The organism is Butyrivibrio sp. XPD2002, from assembly GCF_000423945.1.
Taxonomy (GTDB): Bacteria; Bacillota; Clostridia; order Lachnospirales; family Lachnospiraceae; genus Butyrivibrio.
In genome coordinates, this window is sequence record NZ_AUIY01000013.1 from 121218 (window position 1) to 138267 (window position 17050).

Here is a 17050-nt window from a genome sequence, read left to right on the forward strand (position 1 = left end):
TGAATAGTAAAAAACAAAAGCTACTATGCCGGCGGATATAGATAGAATAGAGGAGTATCATGGACATTATCTATAATGGAGAGCGACTGAAATATATAGAAGATTTCTGGGGAGAACAGGTACTATGGATTACAGATCCTAAACAGATAAGCATGGAGCATATGAAGTTTGTCGGGGGATATCCAAATGAGTACTGCATATACCTTTCAGAGTTGTCTGCGGCGGAACAGGCTGAAATTGTAAAGCAGCTACGTGAGCAATTGGCATATTGTGGTGTAAATTGTTCGAAATGTCCGGATTTCTCAGAAGGAAAGTGCCCTTCTTGCCGGCTCACAGAATGGAAAGCTGGAGATGAATGCATGCCCGTCAAATGCTGCAGAGAAAAAAGAATAGACTCTTGTGCATCATGTGATGTATTCCCATGCGATGATATGAAAGAGTTTTATCAAGAATCTGCTAGTCATCAAGAAGCATTTAAGAGATTTTCCAAGTTTAGCAATTATAAATCTTAATAGGAAACAAAATAATGAATATATTGGTAAGAAATGTAGAAAAAGCGGATTATCAATCTGTCAGGAGAATAATGAATCAGGTTCAAGAAATGCATGTAGCATGGAGACCTGATATCTATAAATCTAATGAAAACCTCATATCAGAAGACGTTTTTGACCTTATGATAAATAGTGGAAATGCTTTTGTTGCTGATGTGGATGGAGTAGTTGCCGGAGTTCTTGAAATAACATACAAGCATATTGAAGGCCCTGCCCATGTTACAAGAGAAGTGGTATTTATTGATACTATGGCTGTTGACAAGGAATATAGAGGAAGAGGAATTGGACATCAGTTTTTTGAAAAAGTAAGAGAGTTGAAAGATAGCTCTGGATCTGATGGAATAGAACTTCAGGTAAATGCAATGAACCACGCTGCATATGAAATGTATAAGGAATGTGGGTTTACTGAGAAATCGATCAACATGGAATTACTTTAATATTGGATTTGATAGTACAGCTTAATGAGAAAGTTGAAATCATTTTTTCAACGTATTGCTTGTGTAGTGACTGTCCATCTAAAATCATCTGTATCATATACTACCCATACATGACGGTATACATTTGCAGATCTCTCTGCAAGATTCTTCGCCTTGTTATATAGGCTCAGGGTATTATCACCTTTACCTTCCACTTTTATGTTGATTCTGTCAGGATAGTTGCGGTTAATTATAGCACCCATAGCATTAAAATATGGTGGCTCTGTTTCTGTTCCTTCTGTAACAATCAGATGATATTCCGGCTGAATCATCTTATGGCGGTCACGTCTTGGCTGCATCCAGCTTTTGCTCTGATCGCTCTTCTTTGCTGGTTTCAGACTCATTTGAACGCACCTCCCAGCATGTTCTGAAGATAGGGATCTGCGCCGTAGCGGCCTTCAAGGTATTGCTTGTCATAGGAGGCTGTATTCTTGATTAGTGTTCCGTCCTCGCTTCTCATTTCATGTAAAGAATATACATCACTTTCGTGTGCTTCATTTTCTGCTGCAAACCAGATTTCATCACGGCGGAAGATGGAGTTTTTCATAGTCGACATATCATGGGAAGTGAAAAGCAACTGAGCACCGTGACGGTTTATCTCTTTATTTTTAAAAAGAAGGATCACATAACGCAGAAGCTTCGGGTGGAGTTTGGCATCAAGCTCGTCAATGATGACAAGTCTTCCTTCACGTAGAGCTAGTAGGATAACTGGCAGAGCGGAGATAAGCTTCTTTGTTCCATCTGATTCTTCTGTGAATGACAGCTCATATTCCTTTTTTCCAAGCTTGCGCTTCATGTAAAGCTGTTTACTGTCTTCATCATAGCGATAGTCCGTAATGTCGATATCCATATCATTCAGAGCACTGATGAACTGGCTCTTATTTTCTGTATACTTTTCCAGCATGATTTGGTGCTCAATCATCGGATTTGCGTAGCTTCTGATGATGCAACTTTCAAACCAGGTCATTACTTCGCTGATTTCAGGGATATCGTAGTTGATGGCAAGGAATGAAAGATAGGGCATCTTCGGATTTACATTTTTGTTGATGCTTTTTTTGTTGATACTGTATCCGAGGGTAATATCATTCATTTCGCGGTCAAAAAGCTCGGCAGTTTTCTTGGCAGTGACAGCTTTACGAGTCAGTGACTCAGAAACTACTTCATCATCCTTTAGGGCAATATAGTAGCAGTATAGGTTGCTTCCTGTTAAGAAAAATAGCTTGAACTCTGTCGGTTCATCAGCTGACACATCGTCAAATAAGAATGGGATGGCATCAACCCTCTGCTGAAGGATGAGCGGTTGACGGTTCTTTTCTAACTCATGTACAGGCTTTACTATGGTGGAAATCACACATGATAGAGCCTGGAGCAGGTTGGACTTACCACACCTTTTAGCATTGGAGACCGTGCACTGTCTCTTACAAAAAAATGTGGGAAGTTTTCTCTTCTTATAGTATTATTTTATAGGATTTATGAATAAGTTAAATACAACCTGTAAACATAACAGTTTAATAGGTAACAAGATATAAGGAGAAGGTGTGAAAACGGTTAAATTTAGTGAGATCGAATATAAGCGCCCGGATATGGAGGCGCTTAAAAAAGCTCTGGAAGAAGCTACTGCAAAGGTTCTTAATGCCAAGAGCTATGAGGAAGTCAGGGACGCGTACTATGCTCTGCAGGAGCGTGAGCAGGCGGATGAGACAATGTCTACTCTGGCTTACGTCCGCAATACTATCAATATGAAGGATGAGTTTTACGACAAAGAGATCAAATGGCTTCAGGAAGAATTTGCCAATACCATCCCTCAGTACAATGCTTATGAGAAGGCTCTTACACAGTCTAAATTCAGACCGGAATTCGAGGCTGAATTTGGTGCCCAGCTCCTTAGAACGATGGATGCTTCACTGATGACGAGTGATGAAAAGATTATCCCTGAGACAATACGCACTGAGCAGCTTGGTCAGGAATACTCCAAGACAACCGCAAGTGCGGTGACAGATTTCAGGGGAGAAGAGTGCAATTTTTATGGACTTCTCAAGCACATGCAGAGTACAGACCGCGCAGAGCGCAAGGAAGCTTTTGAAGCATGGGCTGCGCTTTATGAAAAAATCAGTCCCGAGCTTGAGGCGCAGTATGGAGAGATGGTAAAACTCCGCAACGAAATGGCTCTTAAGATGGGCTTTAAAAGCTATACTGATATGGCATATATCGATAGGAACCGCTTTGATTATAAGCAGGAAGATGCAGCAAAATTCCGCGAACAGGTCAGAGAGATAATCACACCCGCTGTTGCAAAGTTACGCAAGGCGCAGCAGGAAAAACTTGGCATAGATAAACTTTATTTCTATGACGAGGAGTTGAAATTCCCTGATGGAAATGCTGCACCTATCGGAAGCGCAAAGGAGCTTGTGGACAAGGCACAGAGGATGTACAGAGAGATGAGTGCTGAGACCGGAGAGTTCTTTGATTTCATGAAAGAATATGAACTCTTTGATCTGGAGACCAGACCGGGGAAACGCATGGGAGGCTACATGACATCCATGCCCCTTTTCAAGGCTCCCTTCATCTTCAGTAATTTCAACGGAACTTCGGCAGATGTAGATGTCCTTACCCACGAGGCCGGTCACGCATTCCAGGGATATCTTGCTATGAGATCAATTCAGGTGAATGCACTTCGCGGCTCAACAGCTGAGATAAATGAGATTCATTCCATGTCCATGGAGCACTTTGCTTATCCCTGGATGGAACTGTTCTTTGGCGATAATACTGAGAAATATGTTACTTCACATCTTTTTGATGCGCTCAGTACAATTCCTTATCTGGTAAGTGTTGATAAATTCCAGCATGAGGTTTATGCACATCCTGAGTACACAGCAGCTGACTGGAAAAGAACATGGCACGAGATAGAGCAGAAGTACATGCCATGGCGCGATTATGATGGAAATGAATTCCTGGAGGCAGGCGGTTTCTGGATGCAGAAGCAGCACATTTTCCTTTATCCTTTCTACTACATCGAATATGCTATGTCACAGATTTGTGCGTTCCAGTACTATGGTCGCATGAAAGAGGATAGAAAGGCAGCCTGGGAGGACTATCTACGCCTTTGCCGCGCAGGTGGAACAAAAGGATACTTAGAGCTTCTCAAGATTGGTAATCTTCTTAGTCCTTTTGAAGTCGGAACAGTTGAAAAGAGCACGGCTCACGTAATTGAGGAGCTTTCAAAGCGCTATATGGCGTAAATAAAAAACGAAATAATACATAATGAAAAAAGATTGGGGAATTATGAAATGAAAAAAGTTTGGGGAAATCTGCTACTCTTTATCACATCATTTATGTGTGTGATAGCTTTATTTGGATTCGGGTCCATAAACTCGAAAGCTGCAACAAGTGTTAAGGCACCAACAGAAGTAGGCTTTGATAGCCGATTCTATACATTCAAGGCAGTATCAGAAGGATATTATACTGTTTTTATCACAAATGGGGATACGAAAATTTATAAAAGTTCAGAAAAGAAATACCCTGCTAACGCTAAGCCGAGTGCAGTTCCTTTTTTCTATGAAAGTCTGGATAATTTGGGGAAAATCACCTTATATGTGGTATGTTCTCCAAGCCCCAAAAACTATAACACGCTGAAAAAATATCAATCTGATAAAGAGTGCAAAATTACAAAAGTATCAAAGACACTATCCCAAAGAACGCCCAAAGTTGAAGGCATCAAGGTAGAAGTAGATAACAGTAGAACTCCTGCCATTAGGTACAAAGTAACCTGGGAATCTGCGAGCACCTTTAAGGAAATACGGATTGGTAATCCAAAAAAACACTCAAAATCTTGCGCCTATACGAGTCTTTCCTATTTTTATGTCGATATGAAAGATTACGAACAGCCACTGGAGATTTTAGCGAAATCCGATGATCTCAATAAGTTTGCGGATTCAGAGCCTGTGACAGTCACTCTTCCTGCGGTTGATCTTGAAAAAATATATAATAAAGGCTCATTTGAGATTGACCTTACAAATGGTACTTATGAAGTTGAAGACCTGGCATTGTCAAGCACAGTGGCGCACCTGGCTATGATATCAGAATTCGACTATAAGATAGTTAATGAACTCTCTATGGAAATGGACCTGGATAAAAACGGAAGCTATGACATTGTATATAAAATAGATTCGAGTACCTATAAAAATACTATATCCGTATTGCCTACCAACTCAATTAGGGATCAGGTGACGTTTGTAATGCCTAATGATGCCAAAAAAGATGCGATGAATGAACTGTCAGAAGATTATAGATTTTATTATGGAACCCTGAAATTTGTTTTTTCCAAACCAAAATCTCAGGACGCTTCTGATTCGAACGGTACTTTTTCTGTAAACGAATCACCTGTGGACACAGCAAATATAGCGTCAACTGTGACCGTTAATGGTATCACCTACATAATTGATAGAAACGGCAATGCAATCGCAATTAAGATAGCGTCAAAAAAGAAGGCATCTCTAAACACCGTTACAGCTTACGGAAAAACTTATCCCGTTATTGCAATTGCTGATAATGCCTGCAAGAACAATAAGAAGATAAAGACAGTCACAATAGGCTCAAACGTTGCTACTATTGGAAAGAAAGCCTTCTATAAATGTAAAAAGCTAAAGAAAGTGACAATTAAGGCTAATAAATCCCTGATAATCGGTAAGGGTGCTTTCAAGAAAATAAACAAGAACGCTGTCATCAAGCTTAAAGGCGTAAAGGACAGCAAAAAGAGGAAACTGTTAAGAGCTATCAAAAAGTAATTATGATGCTTTAGCACAGTCTATAAGCTGAATGAATTATGCAATTTATGATGTAACAGATAAAAGCCGAAGGATAATTGCTTACAAATGAAGTACAAAAAGAAAAGACTCAAGCTTCGTAGAAACTTGAGCCTTTTCTTTTTATTCCTCGCCCGTATATGTTCTAGTATAGTGTACCATGCTTACTTTCTTGGCAATCCCCAGTATAAACAATGCTGCCATAATAGCAATTGCTGCTTCAAAACTGAAAAAGCTTACTACTATTGCAAATAATAATAGGAAAATAGCTGCAAACTTTACTGTAAACTTCCCAGATAGTGATTCGATATGACACATACGCTCATCATGCATTTCGTTATAGATTTGTGTAAGTTTCTTATCATCCTTAAGAGCATTTGAATACTTTACAAGATGATAAATACTTATGATGTCCAATACGATTACCATTCCTATTACAAATCCCTGCATGAAATCAGCATAATTAGATGTTGCATACCTTGCAGTTATAGTTGGTCTCTGTGACACAAAATACAATGCAGCACTAAGTAGTATAATTCCAACATATGCAAAATTCTGTTTTTTAATTGATTCTCTCATCTGATTCATTTTTTTGTTATTCATTAGTCTTCTTCCTCCAAGCTCTCAAAATCAAATACTTCCTCAATGTTCATATTGAAGTGATGTGCAATCTTATACGCTAATATCAGAGACGCTGTATATTTTCCTACCTCTATAGAGGTAATTGTCTGACGCGTAGTTCCAACAATATCAGCAAGTTCAGATTGCGAAAGTTTATTCACTTTCCTTAACTCCTTTATTTTGTTTTTCATGACAGCCTCCATACTCTTGCTAAGTTCGCTTTGCAAATTTAGTATAGTTTACTTTGCATATTATGTCAAGCTAACTTTGCATTATTTTTTATCTTTTTTCAAAAATCATCCGTAAGCATTAAATAGGAAGCCCACACAGAATACCATTTTGAAAAATCAAGAAAGTTTAAGACTTTTCCTAGCTATGATAAAATGTGTTTATCGGGGACTTCTTAGTTCGTATGTATTTAACAAGGATGCAGACAGAATGAATGAGATAAACAGTGAGCTTGAACGAATAAAAAGTGAGCTTGGAAGAGCAGTTGCAGATGTGTTAGACCAATGAATAAATCAGCAGAGATTAGTCTGTAAGTAAGAGGTGTCATGGAAAGAGCAGAGTATTTAAAACAAAAATACCATTTGGAAAAGCATCCTGAAGGCGGATGTTTTGCAGAGGTTTACACAGCACCTTTTTCTCATGAAAACCGGTCATTTATGGGAAGTATCTATTTTCTGCTTGAAGGAGAGGATATTTCGCATTTTCATCAGATTGACTGTGATGAGATCTGGTACCACCATGAGGGCTGCGGGCTTAAGATTACCATGATTATAGATGGAAATGTATCTGAAGTTGTAATTGGACCTGGGGAAGATCAGAAGGCCATGGCTGTAATACCTAAAGGAGCCATTTTTGCTGCAGAAAACCTTGATAAAAGCAGTTATTGTTTCATGTCCTGTGCCACAACGCCTAAGTTTACTTACGATGGATTTAGGCTTGTTGGTGAAAATGAGGTAAGAGACATCTGCCCTGCAGATTATGAGAAGATAAAGCACCTTGCTTATTCAGAGGATATGATCAAATGAAACTAAGGAAGCGTCGAAGCGCTGAAATTACAACCATATATCAGGAACGGCTGGCCCACGATTTTATCAAGGAAAAGCTTTTGGGGATATACAAGGCCTTTTACGGTGCAGTTTTTCCGAGGGATATAGTTGAGAAAAACATAGAGTATCTGGAGGATGGAAGGCTATGAAGGTTTATGAGGGGAACATCCTGACTGTGAATCAGGATGATGTAACAGCTAGATATCTTGTCGAGGATGAAGGAAGGATTGTTTATGTCGGAAACAGTCTTCCTGAAAAATACAGCGCTTCTACTAAGATAGAGTTAGGGGAGCGTTCTCTTATACCGGCATTCTGTGATACACATCAGCACTTCGCGTCTTTTTCCACATTTCATTCAGGACTGAATGTCATGGAATGCAGTTCAAATGAGGAAATTTTACAGGGAATGACATACAAAAGAAATATGATTCTTTTGCGGAAATGATAATAGAAGCTATGAATGCCTCAGTAATTCCGGATTGTCGATCAAAGTATGCCCAAAGGAGACATTGCGCAAAGCATTATCTTCCTCATCTCAACCACGTTTAAAAATATTTATTCATGAATTCGGAACTCACTTCGATACTCTTTACCGGATCATTGTCAATCCAGTTCATGTGAGTTTCCAAAATAACTGCCATAACACCCTTTTCCTTTATGACTTCAGAAAGGCCCTTAAGATTCATATTGCCTTTTCCAAGCTCTGTGGCCTTTTCTTTAAGGATGGGTGTCATATATGGTCCTTTTTGAGTGTTTCCTCTGTCATTAATGTGCCAGTACTTAAGACGTGAGCCGAGCTTTTCTATTATTGGATAGACGTCAGCGCCTCCGTCAGTCATCCAATATGTGTCCAGCTCAAAATTCACATATTCATCGTCAGTGTTTTCTATAATCACATCATAAGCTGTCTTATCCGTTGAAACCTTCTGCAATTCACAGTTGTGATTATGATATAAAAGCTTTACGCCGTGTTCTTTCAGAGCTTTTCCTGCAGTATTTAACCGCTCTGCCAGACTCTCAACCTCGTTTAAATCGCTATAATCAAATCTGTACATTCCTGTTATAACAACTACGTCTGTGCCGTAGCTTTTTGCAAGATTCGCAACATTCTCAGGATCTGCTTCTATTGCACCGAGATTTGAATGCATACTGCTTACCTTGAGCCCGCTCTCATAAATAAGCGTATGCCAATCCTGATTACCGCTGTTTCCTATGTCCATTCCACCAAATTTTGTCAAAAGCTTTACTATAAAAGGAGATTTTTCTATCATGAAATCATTTATCTCTATATAATCATATCCGGCAGCTTTAACATGTTTCAAAGCGTCAAGCGTAGTGTCGTAATTATCTGATACTGTACCGAGCATAATCTGCTGCACGCCTTTTTTTACAGTATTCTCCTGAGTATTAAGCTGTGCACTGAAATAATCAGCTATTTCTTTTCTTGTAACTTCATAAGGTCCTGCTGTGGCATTTAGATATATATTTCTTATCAAAAAGGCAATAATCATGCACAACACGGCAATTAAGACGGTGAATATCAGCGGCTTTTTTTCCTTTAACTTTCTCATTTTAGATACTTATATTTCCTTTCGGTTTATTTTTGCTTATAATATAATCATCATGTGTTGATTTCAACCGACAAATATTTAACTTCTGTTGATTTCAGAAAAGGAGTATCAATGACAGCCTCCGGAGAGACCAAGATTTTACATACAAAAGAGCGTATAAGAAATTCCCTTATACAAATGCTTGGAAATATCACTATAGAAAAGATAACTATAAAGGAATTATGTATGACAGCCGGCATAAACAGGACAACTTTTTATAAATATTATGGCAGTCAATATGACGTGTTAAACGAAATTGCTTCAATATATATATCTAAAACAACCGCTCTGGTTATGGAGAATTTAGCCGAGGATCGGAAAATAGCTGATGATTTGGTAAATGCACTTCAGTTCATAAAAGACAATGCGGATTTTTTTATCTTATTTCTGGGAAAAGATAACTTAAATCCTATATCAGATATAAGCTCATTACTACCGGATTTTAATAAATTTGTGCTGGCATCCATGCGTAATTCATCTATCACAGAATATGAAAAAAAATATCTGTCCTCCTTTGTTTTACACGGAAGTGTCAAAATGATAAGTGACTGGATATCTGACGGATGCAGCCTTAGCTGTCAGAAAATGTGCAGTTTAATATTAAATGCATCCGGAAGAGTAATCGGAATATGATAACAAAAGGAAAATTGATTATTATGAAAAAAATAGCACTGATAAAGGAAATATTGATTCTGACACTAGCCACAATAATAATAGGAGCGGCGGTCTTCTTTTTTCTCATGCCAAGTCATGCATCGGTCAGCAGTATTTCCGGACTGGCAATTGTATTGAAGAACTTTATACCATTGCCAGTATCGATGATAACAATGATATTGAATGTATTTCTTTTGATAATCGGATTCATCACCTGTGGAGCAGAGTTTGGATATAAGACGGTTTATACATCGATTTTACTGCCAGTGGTGATTGGAACTTTTGAAAAATGCTTTCCAGATTTTGTATCTTTTACAGGGGATGCCACTCTTGATGTACTCTGTTACATATTCTTTGTAAGTATTGGTATTGCCATTCTCTTTAACAGAAATGCTTCATCAGGGGGATTGGACATTGTAGCTAAAATCATTAACAAGTATCTGAGAATTGAACTTGGAAAAGCCATGTCAGCTGCCGGGTTATGCGTTGCTGTATCGTCTATCCTTGTATACGATACTAAGACATTGATACTGAGCATTCTGGGAACATATTTTAATGGTATGATTCTGGATCATTTCATTTTTGATCAGAAGCTTAAACGAAGAGTCTGCATTGTTTCCCCGTTTGAAAAGGATATCCGTGACTATATACTTAATGAGCTTCACAGTGGGGCAAGTATATATAAAGTCATTGGCGCTTATCGCATGCAGGAACACAACGAAATCATTACTATAGTTGATAAAAGCGAATTCCAAAAGCTCATGGCTTTTATAGATAGAGTTGATCCCCAGGCCTTTATAACAGTTTATAAGGTTAGTGATATGCAGTATCGCTCAAAATCCATGCCGGAAAGGATTTTTTATGATTGAAGAGTGTTCAAAGCAGAGGAATAAAACAACTAAACCGGATGAACAGTAGAAGAGGATTCGAGAACTAAGTTCATCCGGTGGGGTTTGTTTTACCAAAATAGATTGGTGTGCGGGAAGACTGTTTAGGTATGGGTTGCGTCAAGCCGCGAACAAATTAGATTATAGGTGTAATAGCATCATGACAGTAATTATTATTTTGTATTTACAGTCTTAATACCTGCTTTTTTAAGTAGTTTTTTGTAAGCCTTTTTGTAGTTCTTAGGCATCTTCAGGGTAAAGCCCTTTGCATTTTTGCCAAAGGCTTTCTTGCCGATAGATGTGATGTTTGTAGATTTGATTTTTACCTTCTTGAGCTTTTTGCATTTGTAGAAGGCCTGTTTTCCGATTGAATTGACATTGCTTCCGATAGTAACGCTCTTGGTCTTCTTATTTCCCTTCATAAAGCCCTGGGCGATGTCGGTTACGTTCAGAGTATACTTATCAATTACTACCGAATCAGGTATTTCAACGATCTTCGACTGAGCTGTAAGGGCGATGGCACTAAGATTGCCTGCTTTATCTATGATACGATATTTGATTCCGTTATTTTCAATCTCAGTTCCTACTTCAAAGCTGGCTACAGGGTCTGAACCAACAGTGCACTCTGTTTTTACCGGAGCATCAGAATATTTAACTGAGACTATCAATTCGGTATCATCTGTAATTCCTTTTCCATCGACTACCAGTCCAAAGGCATACATGATCTTATCACCAAATTCAGTTGCCGATTCATCATTATGATTCGGTCTATTACGGAAATAATCAATAATTGCTTGCCTTGTAATAGAGTACTCTCCGGTTCCTATAGAATTCTCAGCAGCACGGAAGGTAAAGTCTTTATTACTGCGTGTAATAGTAAGACCCTGATAGGGATCAGTCGAAAGAACAGTAGTTATGCTTTCTGCATTTCCAAAATCGCTATTTGAATGATCTTTATCATTGAGCATCATGATATAGAGCAGCATTACAGCTTCAATATCAGATTTGGGTCTTGATGCAAGTTCATTTATCCCGCCATTTGTAACATGGGCTGTTTTTCCATTACTTAAGTCAATATTCCATTTTTTTGCAGCTGCCCTTGCGGTAATGGGATTTATCCCGAGCATGATTGAGAGAATTAAGGCAGTACATGTAATAAGGCCTGTTACACGGCGTACTTTTTCTCCCCAAAACTTTTTCATTATATGAGTTCCTCCCTGAATTTTAATAAGATTTCCATATCATCATTTCACAATGACTATCTTTACTTTACTCCAATCACCGGAGAGGCCGTTGCTATCAAGAGCTCGTACTCTGATATAAGCCTTGCCGGTTTTGTTGAATTTAAGTTTGTAATTATGCTTTCCGGCTTTCACGGTTTTGGTAACCAGATTCTTTGAAAACTTCTTATTTGTGGAAATCTGAATTTCATAGCCTGAAGCTTCAGTCTGTTTTTTCCAGCTGATAGCAACCTTTTTGTTTCCTAAAGAGTTCGCCTTGAGCTTTCCAATCTTTTTAACATTTGCAGAAGACGGAGCGGCACTATCAACAGTCTTTGCTGAGGTTCCGTTTGATGAAGGTACCTCTTCCCATTTTACCTGATATCTTCCGGTATGATGATGACCTTTTCCCTCCTGATCTGTCCAGCAGCAGGGCATTATCTTGATATAATTCACGCCGGCCTTTACAGCGACATCAGCTGTTGTGGTTCTTGGCGCAGCTTCAGATGCGGAGAGCATGCTTACTTCGCGAATGCAGTTGGGGGTTGAATCCCATACTGAAAATTCTGAGTTTGCAATTTTTGTTGTGAAGGTAACTCTGATCGTCATATCCTTAGAGGCATTAAACTTATAAAAATCTAATGCGTCATCAACTGAAAAGAAGCCTGTAACAAGCGCTTTTTCCTGGAGATTCATGGCTGCTTCGAATTTATTATTCGGTTCAGCTTCGTTATTTTCAGCAGGAACAAAGTTGACCTTAAGGCGATAATCTCCGGGATTATTGTCGAACCATCCTGCAACCTTAACCCAGTAGGTACCCTTCTCCAGTGCAAGCGTGGTGGTATGAGTTTTAGGATTGTTCTTTGATGCGCCTGTCACTCCGATATCGCTGTACATTTTTGTATTATCATAGCTGGTGATATAGTAGGAAGACTGCCTGATTGTAAGAGACTGATATGTGACTGTTAAAAATCCGGCTGAATTTAAAACAACCTTGTAGTAATCCTTTGTGCTTTCCGGAACGTGGCCGTTTACCCATTTTCCGTCAGTCGGAAGTGTTGAATAAACTCCGTCCTTGGCGGATACCTTTCCGGTGCCATCTATTTTACCTGTTGGTAATGATAGTGAGATGGCTGCTGCAATAGTACACGCAATCAGTCTTTTTAGATTTTTCTGAAGTACTTGTTTGAAATTTTTCCCCATGTGTTTTCCCTCCAATAAAAATTTTTCATACCAATAAATAATACCACAAATACGCGGATATTAGCGGTAAGAAAGTAATAATATCGAGGATTTTTATTTGCTATTCTATATACATGAAAGCTGTTAGATTAACATAAAAATGTAAAATAGAAATTTAAGAGAAAGCTCAAAATTATGGGCTTTCTTTTTTTGTGCTTTTTACAAAAATGTCTGTTTATCTTTAATTCTTAAAGTTACAAATTGTAAAAAGCCGAATCTTTTAAGCTATTTTTGAAAAAAGCCGAACCTTTAAAGATAAAACTGTAAAAAGCCGAGCCTCCTTAATGAAAATGAAGTAATCTGACGATAAACTTATCGATATAACAACATTATTTTAACTATAGGAGGTTAATGGTATGTATCGTTATGAAAAACCTATTGAACGGCCACGTAGTTCTAAGTTTGGCAGTAATTACTGGATTTTTTACAGTCTCAAGGTCAGAAGAAGGGTAGCTGTATTCTCAAATCTTGAATATGAAAACATCCTCACCCTTGAAATGGATCCTGATGTTGAGTGGTATTGCGAGTATCCTCTTGAGACCACAGTGTTTGTAGGTGGCAAAGAAGAAAAGATCCTCTTTGATGTATGGGTTAAGAAAGTTGATGGCAATGAGTTATTCCAGGGAGTCTCATATAGGGATTCTTCAAATTCACACAAAAAGATTGCAATGCAGGCAAAATGGTGTATTCAAAATGGGCTTGAGTTTGAATTCAGAAATGAGAAGAACATCCATAAGGGTCCATATTTTATTAGAAAACTCAGTGTTCTTTCATCACGCGCAAGGCGATTCAGGACACCCGCTCCTAATGCTGATCAGATTATGCAAAGTATCTCATTAGAAAAACTTTATAAAAACATTATACATGTCTAATAATAGCCCGGTATGTCAGATAGTATACTTAAATAAGTAATTGCCTAATTTTTACAATAGGAGTAGTGATGACTCTTAGTGATAAATTATACAAAATTGTAATTGCCGGAGGCTCATGGAAGACAATACTGGGCGGCTTGCTGGTTACTGTGCAGATATCGTTTGCAGCACTGATTCTGGGAACTGTGCTGGGTGCCTTGGTATGTCTTCTTAGAACGCGCAAAAATCGGATAATCAAAGGTATTGCCACCGGATATATTGCAATTCTTAGAGGAACTCCTGTGCTTATGCTCCTGCTGCTGCTATATTACGGAGTATTTGCCAAAGCAGGTCTTACACCTCTCACAGTAGCCATCATTACCTTTGCGCTTAATGTGTCCGCGCATGTGGCAGAGCTTCTGCGTTCAGCGCTTCTGGCTTCAGATAAAGGGCAGGCGGAAGCAGCGAGAACACTGGGATTTTCAGCCTGGGATACCTTCCGGCTTGTAACACTTCCCCAGGTACTGCGTATAGCAAAGCCGGTCTATCAGTCTACGATAGTTAATCTCATTCAGTGGACAAGTGTTGTAGGATACGTTACGATCACTGATCTCACAAGAGTAATCAATAATACTGCGGACAGAACCATGCAGCCGCTTCTTACTATTTCCATCGGTATGCTGATATATCTTGCCTTTTCTTACGTCGTGTTTGGCATTTTCACACTGACAGATAAGATAAGCGAAAAGAAAAGGGAGCCTGCCGTATGAATCTTATAGAAGTTAAGGGATTAAGAAAATCCTTTGGCCCCAATGAAGTATTAAAAGGGATAGATCTTACAGTTGAACAGGGAGACAGAATCGCCATAATCGGAGGCTCCGGCTGTGGGAAAAGTGTACTCCTAAGGTCACTGACCTTACTTGAAAAACCTAGCGCCGGACAGATTTTCGTAGATGGCCGCGAGATCACTGAAAAAGGTGCAAACGTGGATGAGATTCGTCAGAGCATGGGAATGGTATTCCAGAAATTCCACCTTTTTTCAGAAATGGATGTGATGGATAACCTGTGTCTGGCTCCCGTGAAGCTAAAGGGCATGTCACGAAAAGATGCCGAGGAAAAGGCTATGGATCTGCTTTCAAAAGTTGGCTTGTCTTCAAGAGCCCACAGATGGCCCGAGGCACTCTCCGGCGGGCAGCAACAGAGAATTGCAATCTGCAGATGTCTGATGATGGAGCCCAAGGTCCTGTTATTCGATGAGCCTACAAGTGCCCTGGATCCGCCAATGGTTGGCGAGGTGCTTGCTGTGATAAGAATGCTTGCAAAGCGTGACATGAGCATGCTGATCGTAACCCACGAAATGAACTTCGCCAGGGAAGTCGCGAACAGAGTGCTATTCCTTGCTGATGGCGGCATTTATGAGGAAGGGACACCTTCTGAAATATTTGATAATCCGAAGCGTGAAAAAACCATAGCATTCATCCAGAAGATAAAGTATTTCAGCCATGAGATATCAGAGCAGGACTTCGACCTTATGTCGCTTCAGGGAGGGATCCAGGATTTTGGAGAAAAATACGGTCTTGATCAAAAGCAAATTTACAGACTGCAGATATGCTCGGAAGAACTCATCTATGAAATGCTTGATGGGTGCTATACCAAGAATGAAGATGTGGATTTGAATTTGGATATTTCATATTCGGAAGCAAAGAGCACGACTGAGCTTGCCATAACTTCCGGAGGAAAAGAATTCAATCTCTTCGAGCAGGATGATGACGGCCTGGGAGTTACGATACTAAAAAAGATGGCTAAAAGTATAAGCTGCAACTGGGAAGGTGATAAAAACCGTATCTGGATTGAGCTTTAAAAATGTAAATGTAACTATTGGTGAACTGTTAATAAGTGATTCATAGGAGGACAACTATAATGAAAAAACTTATTTCTATTACACTTGTACTTACGATGATTCTGACAATGTGCGCCTGTGGTGCCAAGAAGGACGAAGGCGGTAGCGGAACTGCAAATAGCGAAGCTGTAAGCAGTGAGACGGCAAGCAGTGAGACTTCAAGCAATGAAACTGCCAGTAGTGAAGCTGTGAGCGCTGAAGATGCAAGCAGTGAAGCATCTGCAGAAAACGCAGAATCCTCAAAGGTTGGTGTTCTGACCATGCTTAACATGACAGAAGAAGAAATGACTCAATTTAGAATGCTCGGAAAATATGTTAGTAGGATACTGCTCGATGAAGGCTATATTGAGTCAAATAGTAAGGCTTTAAGAGGCGAAAAAGAAGTTGTGTTCTATGATACCTTAGATTCAATGCTGATGGCATTAAATGCCGGAGATATTGATGAATTGATGATTTACAATAAGACTGGACAGTACCTTTGCGCTACTAATGATAATCTACAGCTTGCTTATTCAGTCAACCTAGATAAAGAACTCAATTCATTTGCCCATTTATTATTTAACGGACATATGCGCAATGACTTTGCCTTTCTTATGATGGAAGAAAATGAAGCGCTTAGAGATGAATTCAGTAATGCTATCAACGATATGAAAGGTGATGGCACCCTGGACAATCTTATAAGTGAGCAGATAGATGCACTTATTAATGGCGGCGATGTAAAGCCTGTAACTATGCCTACAATCGATGGTGCTGAGACTGTTAAAGTTGCCGTTACAGGAGCACTTCCTCCAATGGACTATGTGGCTGAAGATGGTTCTCCTGCAGGATTCAATACTGCAGTCCTTGCAGAGATCAGTCAGCGTATTGGTAAAAACATTGAACTTGTCGTAGTAGACAGTATCGGACGTGCTACAGCTCTTTCAAGCGGCACAGTAGATGCAGTTTTCTGGACCAGAACAAATCAAATGTCTTCAAAATATCAAGAGTTTTCAGATGAAGAACGCGCTTCAAGACTGGAAGAACTTGAAGCAAAAATGAGTGACGAGGAAGTAGAAGCTTTTAATAAGGTCAAAGAAGCACTTGATTTTGAAAATTATAATAAAGTAGATATGCCGGAAGGAACAATTTGTACCGTTCCGTACTACTCAGATATCATAGTTGCGGTTGCGAGAAAAGACTGA

The 17050-nt window shown here is 39.2% G+C and carries 19 protein-coding genes and 2 pseudogenes; 14 read left to right on the plus strand and 7 right to left on the minus strand.

What is annotated here, in order from left to right:
• Positions 1-59 precede the first annotated feature (59 nt).
• The gene (locus G587_RS26610) at positions 60-512 is read left to right on the plus strand and encodes a DUF3795 domain-containing protein (protein WP_081673361.1); all 453 of its coding nucleotides are present in this window, start codon (positions 60-62) and stop codon (positions 510-512) included.
• A 14-nt stretch (positions 513-526) separates the two neighbouring features.
• On the plus strand, positions 527-988 hold the full coding sequence (locus G587_RS0108475; RefSeq protein WP_026491880.1) for a GNAT family N-acetyltransferase: 462 nt from the start codon (positions 527-529) through the stop codon (positions 986-988).
• Positions 989-1035: 47 nt separating this feature from the next.
• Here the strand turns inward: G587_RS0108475 and G587_RS22025 are convergent, their stop codons facing one another.
• On the minus strand, positions 1036-1371 hold the full coding sequence (locus G587_RS22025; RefSeq protein ID WP_081679376.1) for an RloB family protein: 336 nt from the start codon (positions 1369-1371) through the stop codon (positions 1036-1038).
• A pseudogene (locus G587_RS22030) lies at positions 1368-2402 on the minus strand (AAA family ATPase); the annotation flags it as partial. The pseudogene G587_RS22030 and the gene G587_RS22025, both read right to left, overlap by 4 nt.
• Before the next feature lie 163 nt (positions 2403-2565).
• On the opposite strand from G587_RS22030, the gene G587_RS0108490 reads away from it, so the two are divergent.
• Together G587_RS0108490 and G587_RS0108495 are read left to right on the plus strand one after the other, a co-directional pair.
• Positions 2566-4266, plus strand: coding sequence for a M3 family oligoendopeptidase (locus tag G587_RS0108490; RefSeq protein WP_026491881.1), 1701 nt, complete (start codon positions 2566-2568; stop codon positions 4264-4266).
• Positions 4267-4314: 48 nt separating this feature from the next.
• Positions 4315-5811: a leucine-rich repeat protein gene (locus G587_RS0108495; protein WP_026491882.1), complete on the plus strand. Its 1497-nt coding sequence runs from the start codon at positions 4315-4317 to the stop codon at positions 5809-5811.
• Positions 5812-5952: 141 nt separating this feature from the next.
• Here G587_RS0108495 and G587_RS0108500 read toward each other — a convergent pair whose 3' ends face one another.
• Together G587_RS0108500 and G587_RS0108505 are read right to left on the minus strand one after the other, a co-directional pair.
• Complete coding sequence (locus G587_RS0108500; RefSeq protein WP_026491883.1) at positions 5953-6432, minus strand: hypothetical protein; 480 nt, start codon at positions 6430-6432, stop codon at positions 5953-5955.
• Complete coding sequence (locus G587_RS0108505; protein ID WP_026490098.1) at positions 6432-6641, minus strand: helix-turn-helix transcriptional regulator; 210 nt, start codon at positions 6639-6641, stop codon at positions 6432-6434. The genes G587_RS0108500 and G587_RS0108505 overlap by 1 nt, the downstream gene beginning before the upstream one ends.
• Before the next feature lie 184 nt (positions 6642-6825).
• On the opposite strand from G587_RS0108505, the gene G587_RS25420 reads away from it, so the two are divergent.
• From G587_RS25420 to G587_RS0108520, 4 genes are read left to right on the plus strand one after another with little or no spacing between them, the layout of a single operon-like run.
• Complete coding sequence (locus G587_RS25420; RefSeq protein ID WP_155829463.1) at positions 6826-6966, plus strand: hypothetical protein; 141 nt, start codon at positions 6826-6828, stop codon at positions 6964-6966.
• Between the two features lie 38 nt (positions 6967-7004).
• Positions 7005-7484 carry a cupin domain-containing protein gene (locus tag G587_RS22035; RefSeq protein ID WP_051200909.1) on the plus strand — a complete coding sequence of 160 codons (480 nt, stop codon included), beginning with the start codon at positions 7005-7007 and terminating at the stop codon, positions 7482-7484.
• Positions 7481-7654, plus strand: coding sequence for a hypothetical protein (locus G587_RS25425; protein ID WP_155829464.1), 174 nt, complete (start codon positions 7481-7483; stop codon positions 7652-7654). Before G587_RS22035 ends, G587_RS25425 begins: the two co-directional genes overlap by 4 nt.
• Positions 7651-7950: a hypothetical protein gene (locus G587_RS0108520; protein ID WP_026491884.1), complete on the plus strand. Its 300-nt coding sequence runs from the start codon at positions 7651-7653 to the stop codon at positions 7948-7950. The genes G587_RS25425 and G587_RS0108520 overlap by 4 nt, the downstream gene beginning before the upstream one ends.
• 100 nt (positions 7951-8050) lie before the next feature.
• On the opposite strand, the gene G587_RS0108525 is transcribed toward G587_RS0108520, so the two are convergent.
• A complete protein-coding gene (locus tag G587_RS0108525; protein ID WP_081673363.1) occupies positions 8051-9076 on the minus strand; it encodes a sugar phosphate isomerase/epimerase family protein in 1026 nt (341 codons plus the stop codon).
• Positions 9077-9130: 54 nt separating this feature from the next.
• Here G587_RS0108525 and G587_RS0108530 point away from each other — a divergent pair, with 54 nt between their 5' ends.
• Together G587_RS0108530 and G587_RS0108535 are read left to right on the plus strand one after the other, a co-directional pair.
• Positions 9131-9748, plus strand: coding sequence for a TetR/AcrR family transcriptional regulator (locus G587_RS0108530; protein ID WP_207637465.1), 618 nt, complete (start codon positions 9131-9133; stop codon positions 9746-9748).
• A gap of 23 nt (positions 9749-9771) precedes the next feature.
• Positions 9772-10638: a YitT family protein gene (locus tag G587_RS0108535; RefSeq protein ID WP_026491887.1), complete on the plus strand. Its 867-nt coding sequence runs from the start codon at positions 9772-9774 to the stop codon at positions 10636-10638.
• A gap of 191 nt (positions 10639-10829) precedes the next feature.
• On the opposite strand, the gene G587_RS0108540 is transcribed toward G587_RS0108535, so the two are convergent.
• Positions 10830-11858 (minus strand): leucine-rich repeat protein, encoded by a 1029-nt coding sequence (locus G587_RS0108540; protein ID WP_026491888.1) that lies wholly within the window; start codon positions 11856-11858, stop codon positions 10830-10832.
• Between the two features lie 42 nt (positions 11859-11900).
• Positions 11901-13079 carry a hypothetical protein gene (locus G587_RS0108545; RefSeq protein WP_026491889.1) on the minus strand — a complete coding sequence of 393 codons (1179 nt, stop codon included), beginning with the start codon at positions 13077-13079 and terminating at the stop codon, positions 11901-11903.
• 395 nt (positions 13080-13474) lie between these two features.
• On the opposite strand from G587_RS0108545, the gene G587_RS24350 reads away from it, so the two are divergent.
• From G587_RS24350 to G587_RS0108565, 4 genes and pseudogenes are all read left to right on the plus strand, one after another.
• Positions 13475-13990 carry a hypothetical protein gene (locus tag G587_RS24350; protein ID WP_026491890.1) on the plus strand — a complete coding sequence of 172 codons (516 nt, stop codon included), beginning with the start codon at positions 13475-13477 and terminating at the stop codon, positions 13988-13990.
• A gap of 68 nt (positions 13991-14058) precedes the next feature.
• Positions 14059-14739, plus strand: a complete 681-nt coding sequence (locus G587_RS0108555) for an amino acid ABC transporter permease (protein ID WP_026491891.1) — start codon at positions 14059-14061, stop codon at positions 14737-14739.
• A pseudogene (locus tag G587_RS0108560) lies at positions 14736-15458 on the plus strand (amino acid ABC transporter ATP-binding protein); the annotation flags it as partial. The gene G587_RS0108555 and the pseudogene G587_RS0108560, both read left to right, overlap by 4 nt.
• 431 nt (positions 15459-15889) lie before the next feature.
• The gene (locus G587_RS0108565; RefSeq protein ID WP_026491893.1) at positions 15890-17050 is read left to right on the plus strand and encodes a transporter substrate-binding domain-containing protein; all 1161 of its coding nucleotides are present in this window, start codon (positions 15890-15892) and stop codon (positions 17048-17050) included.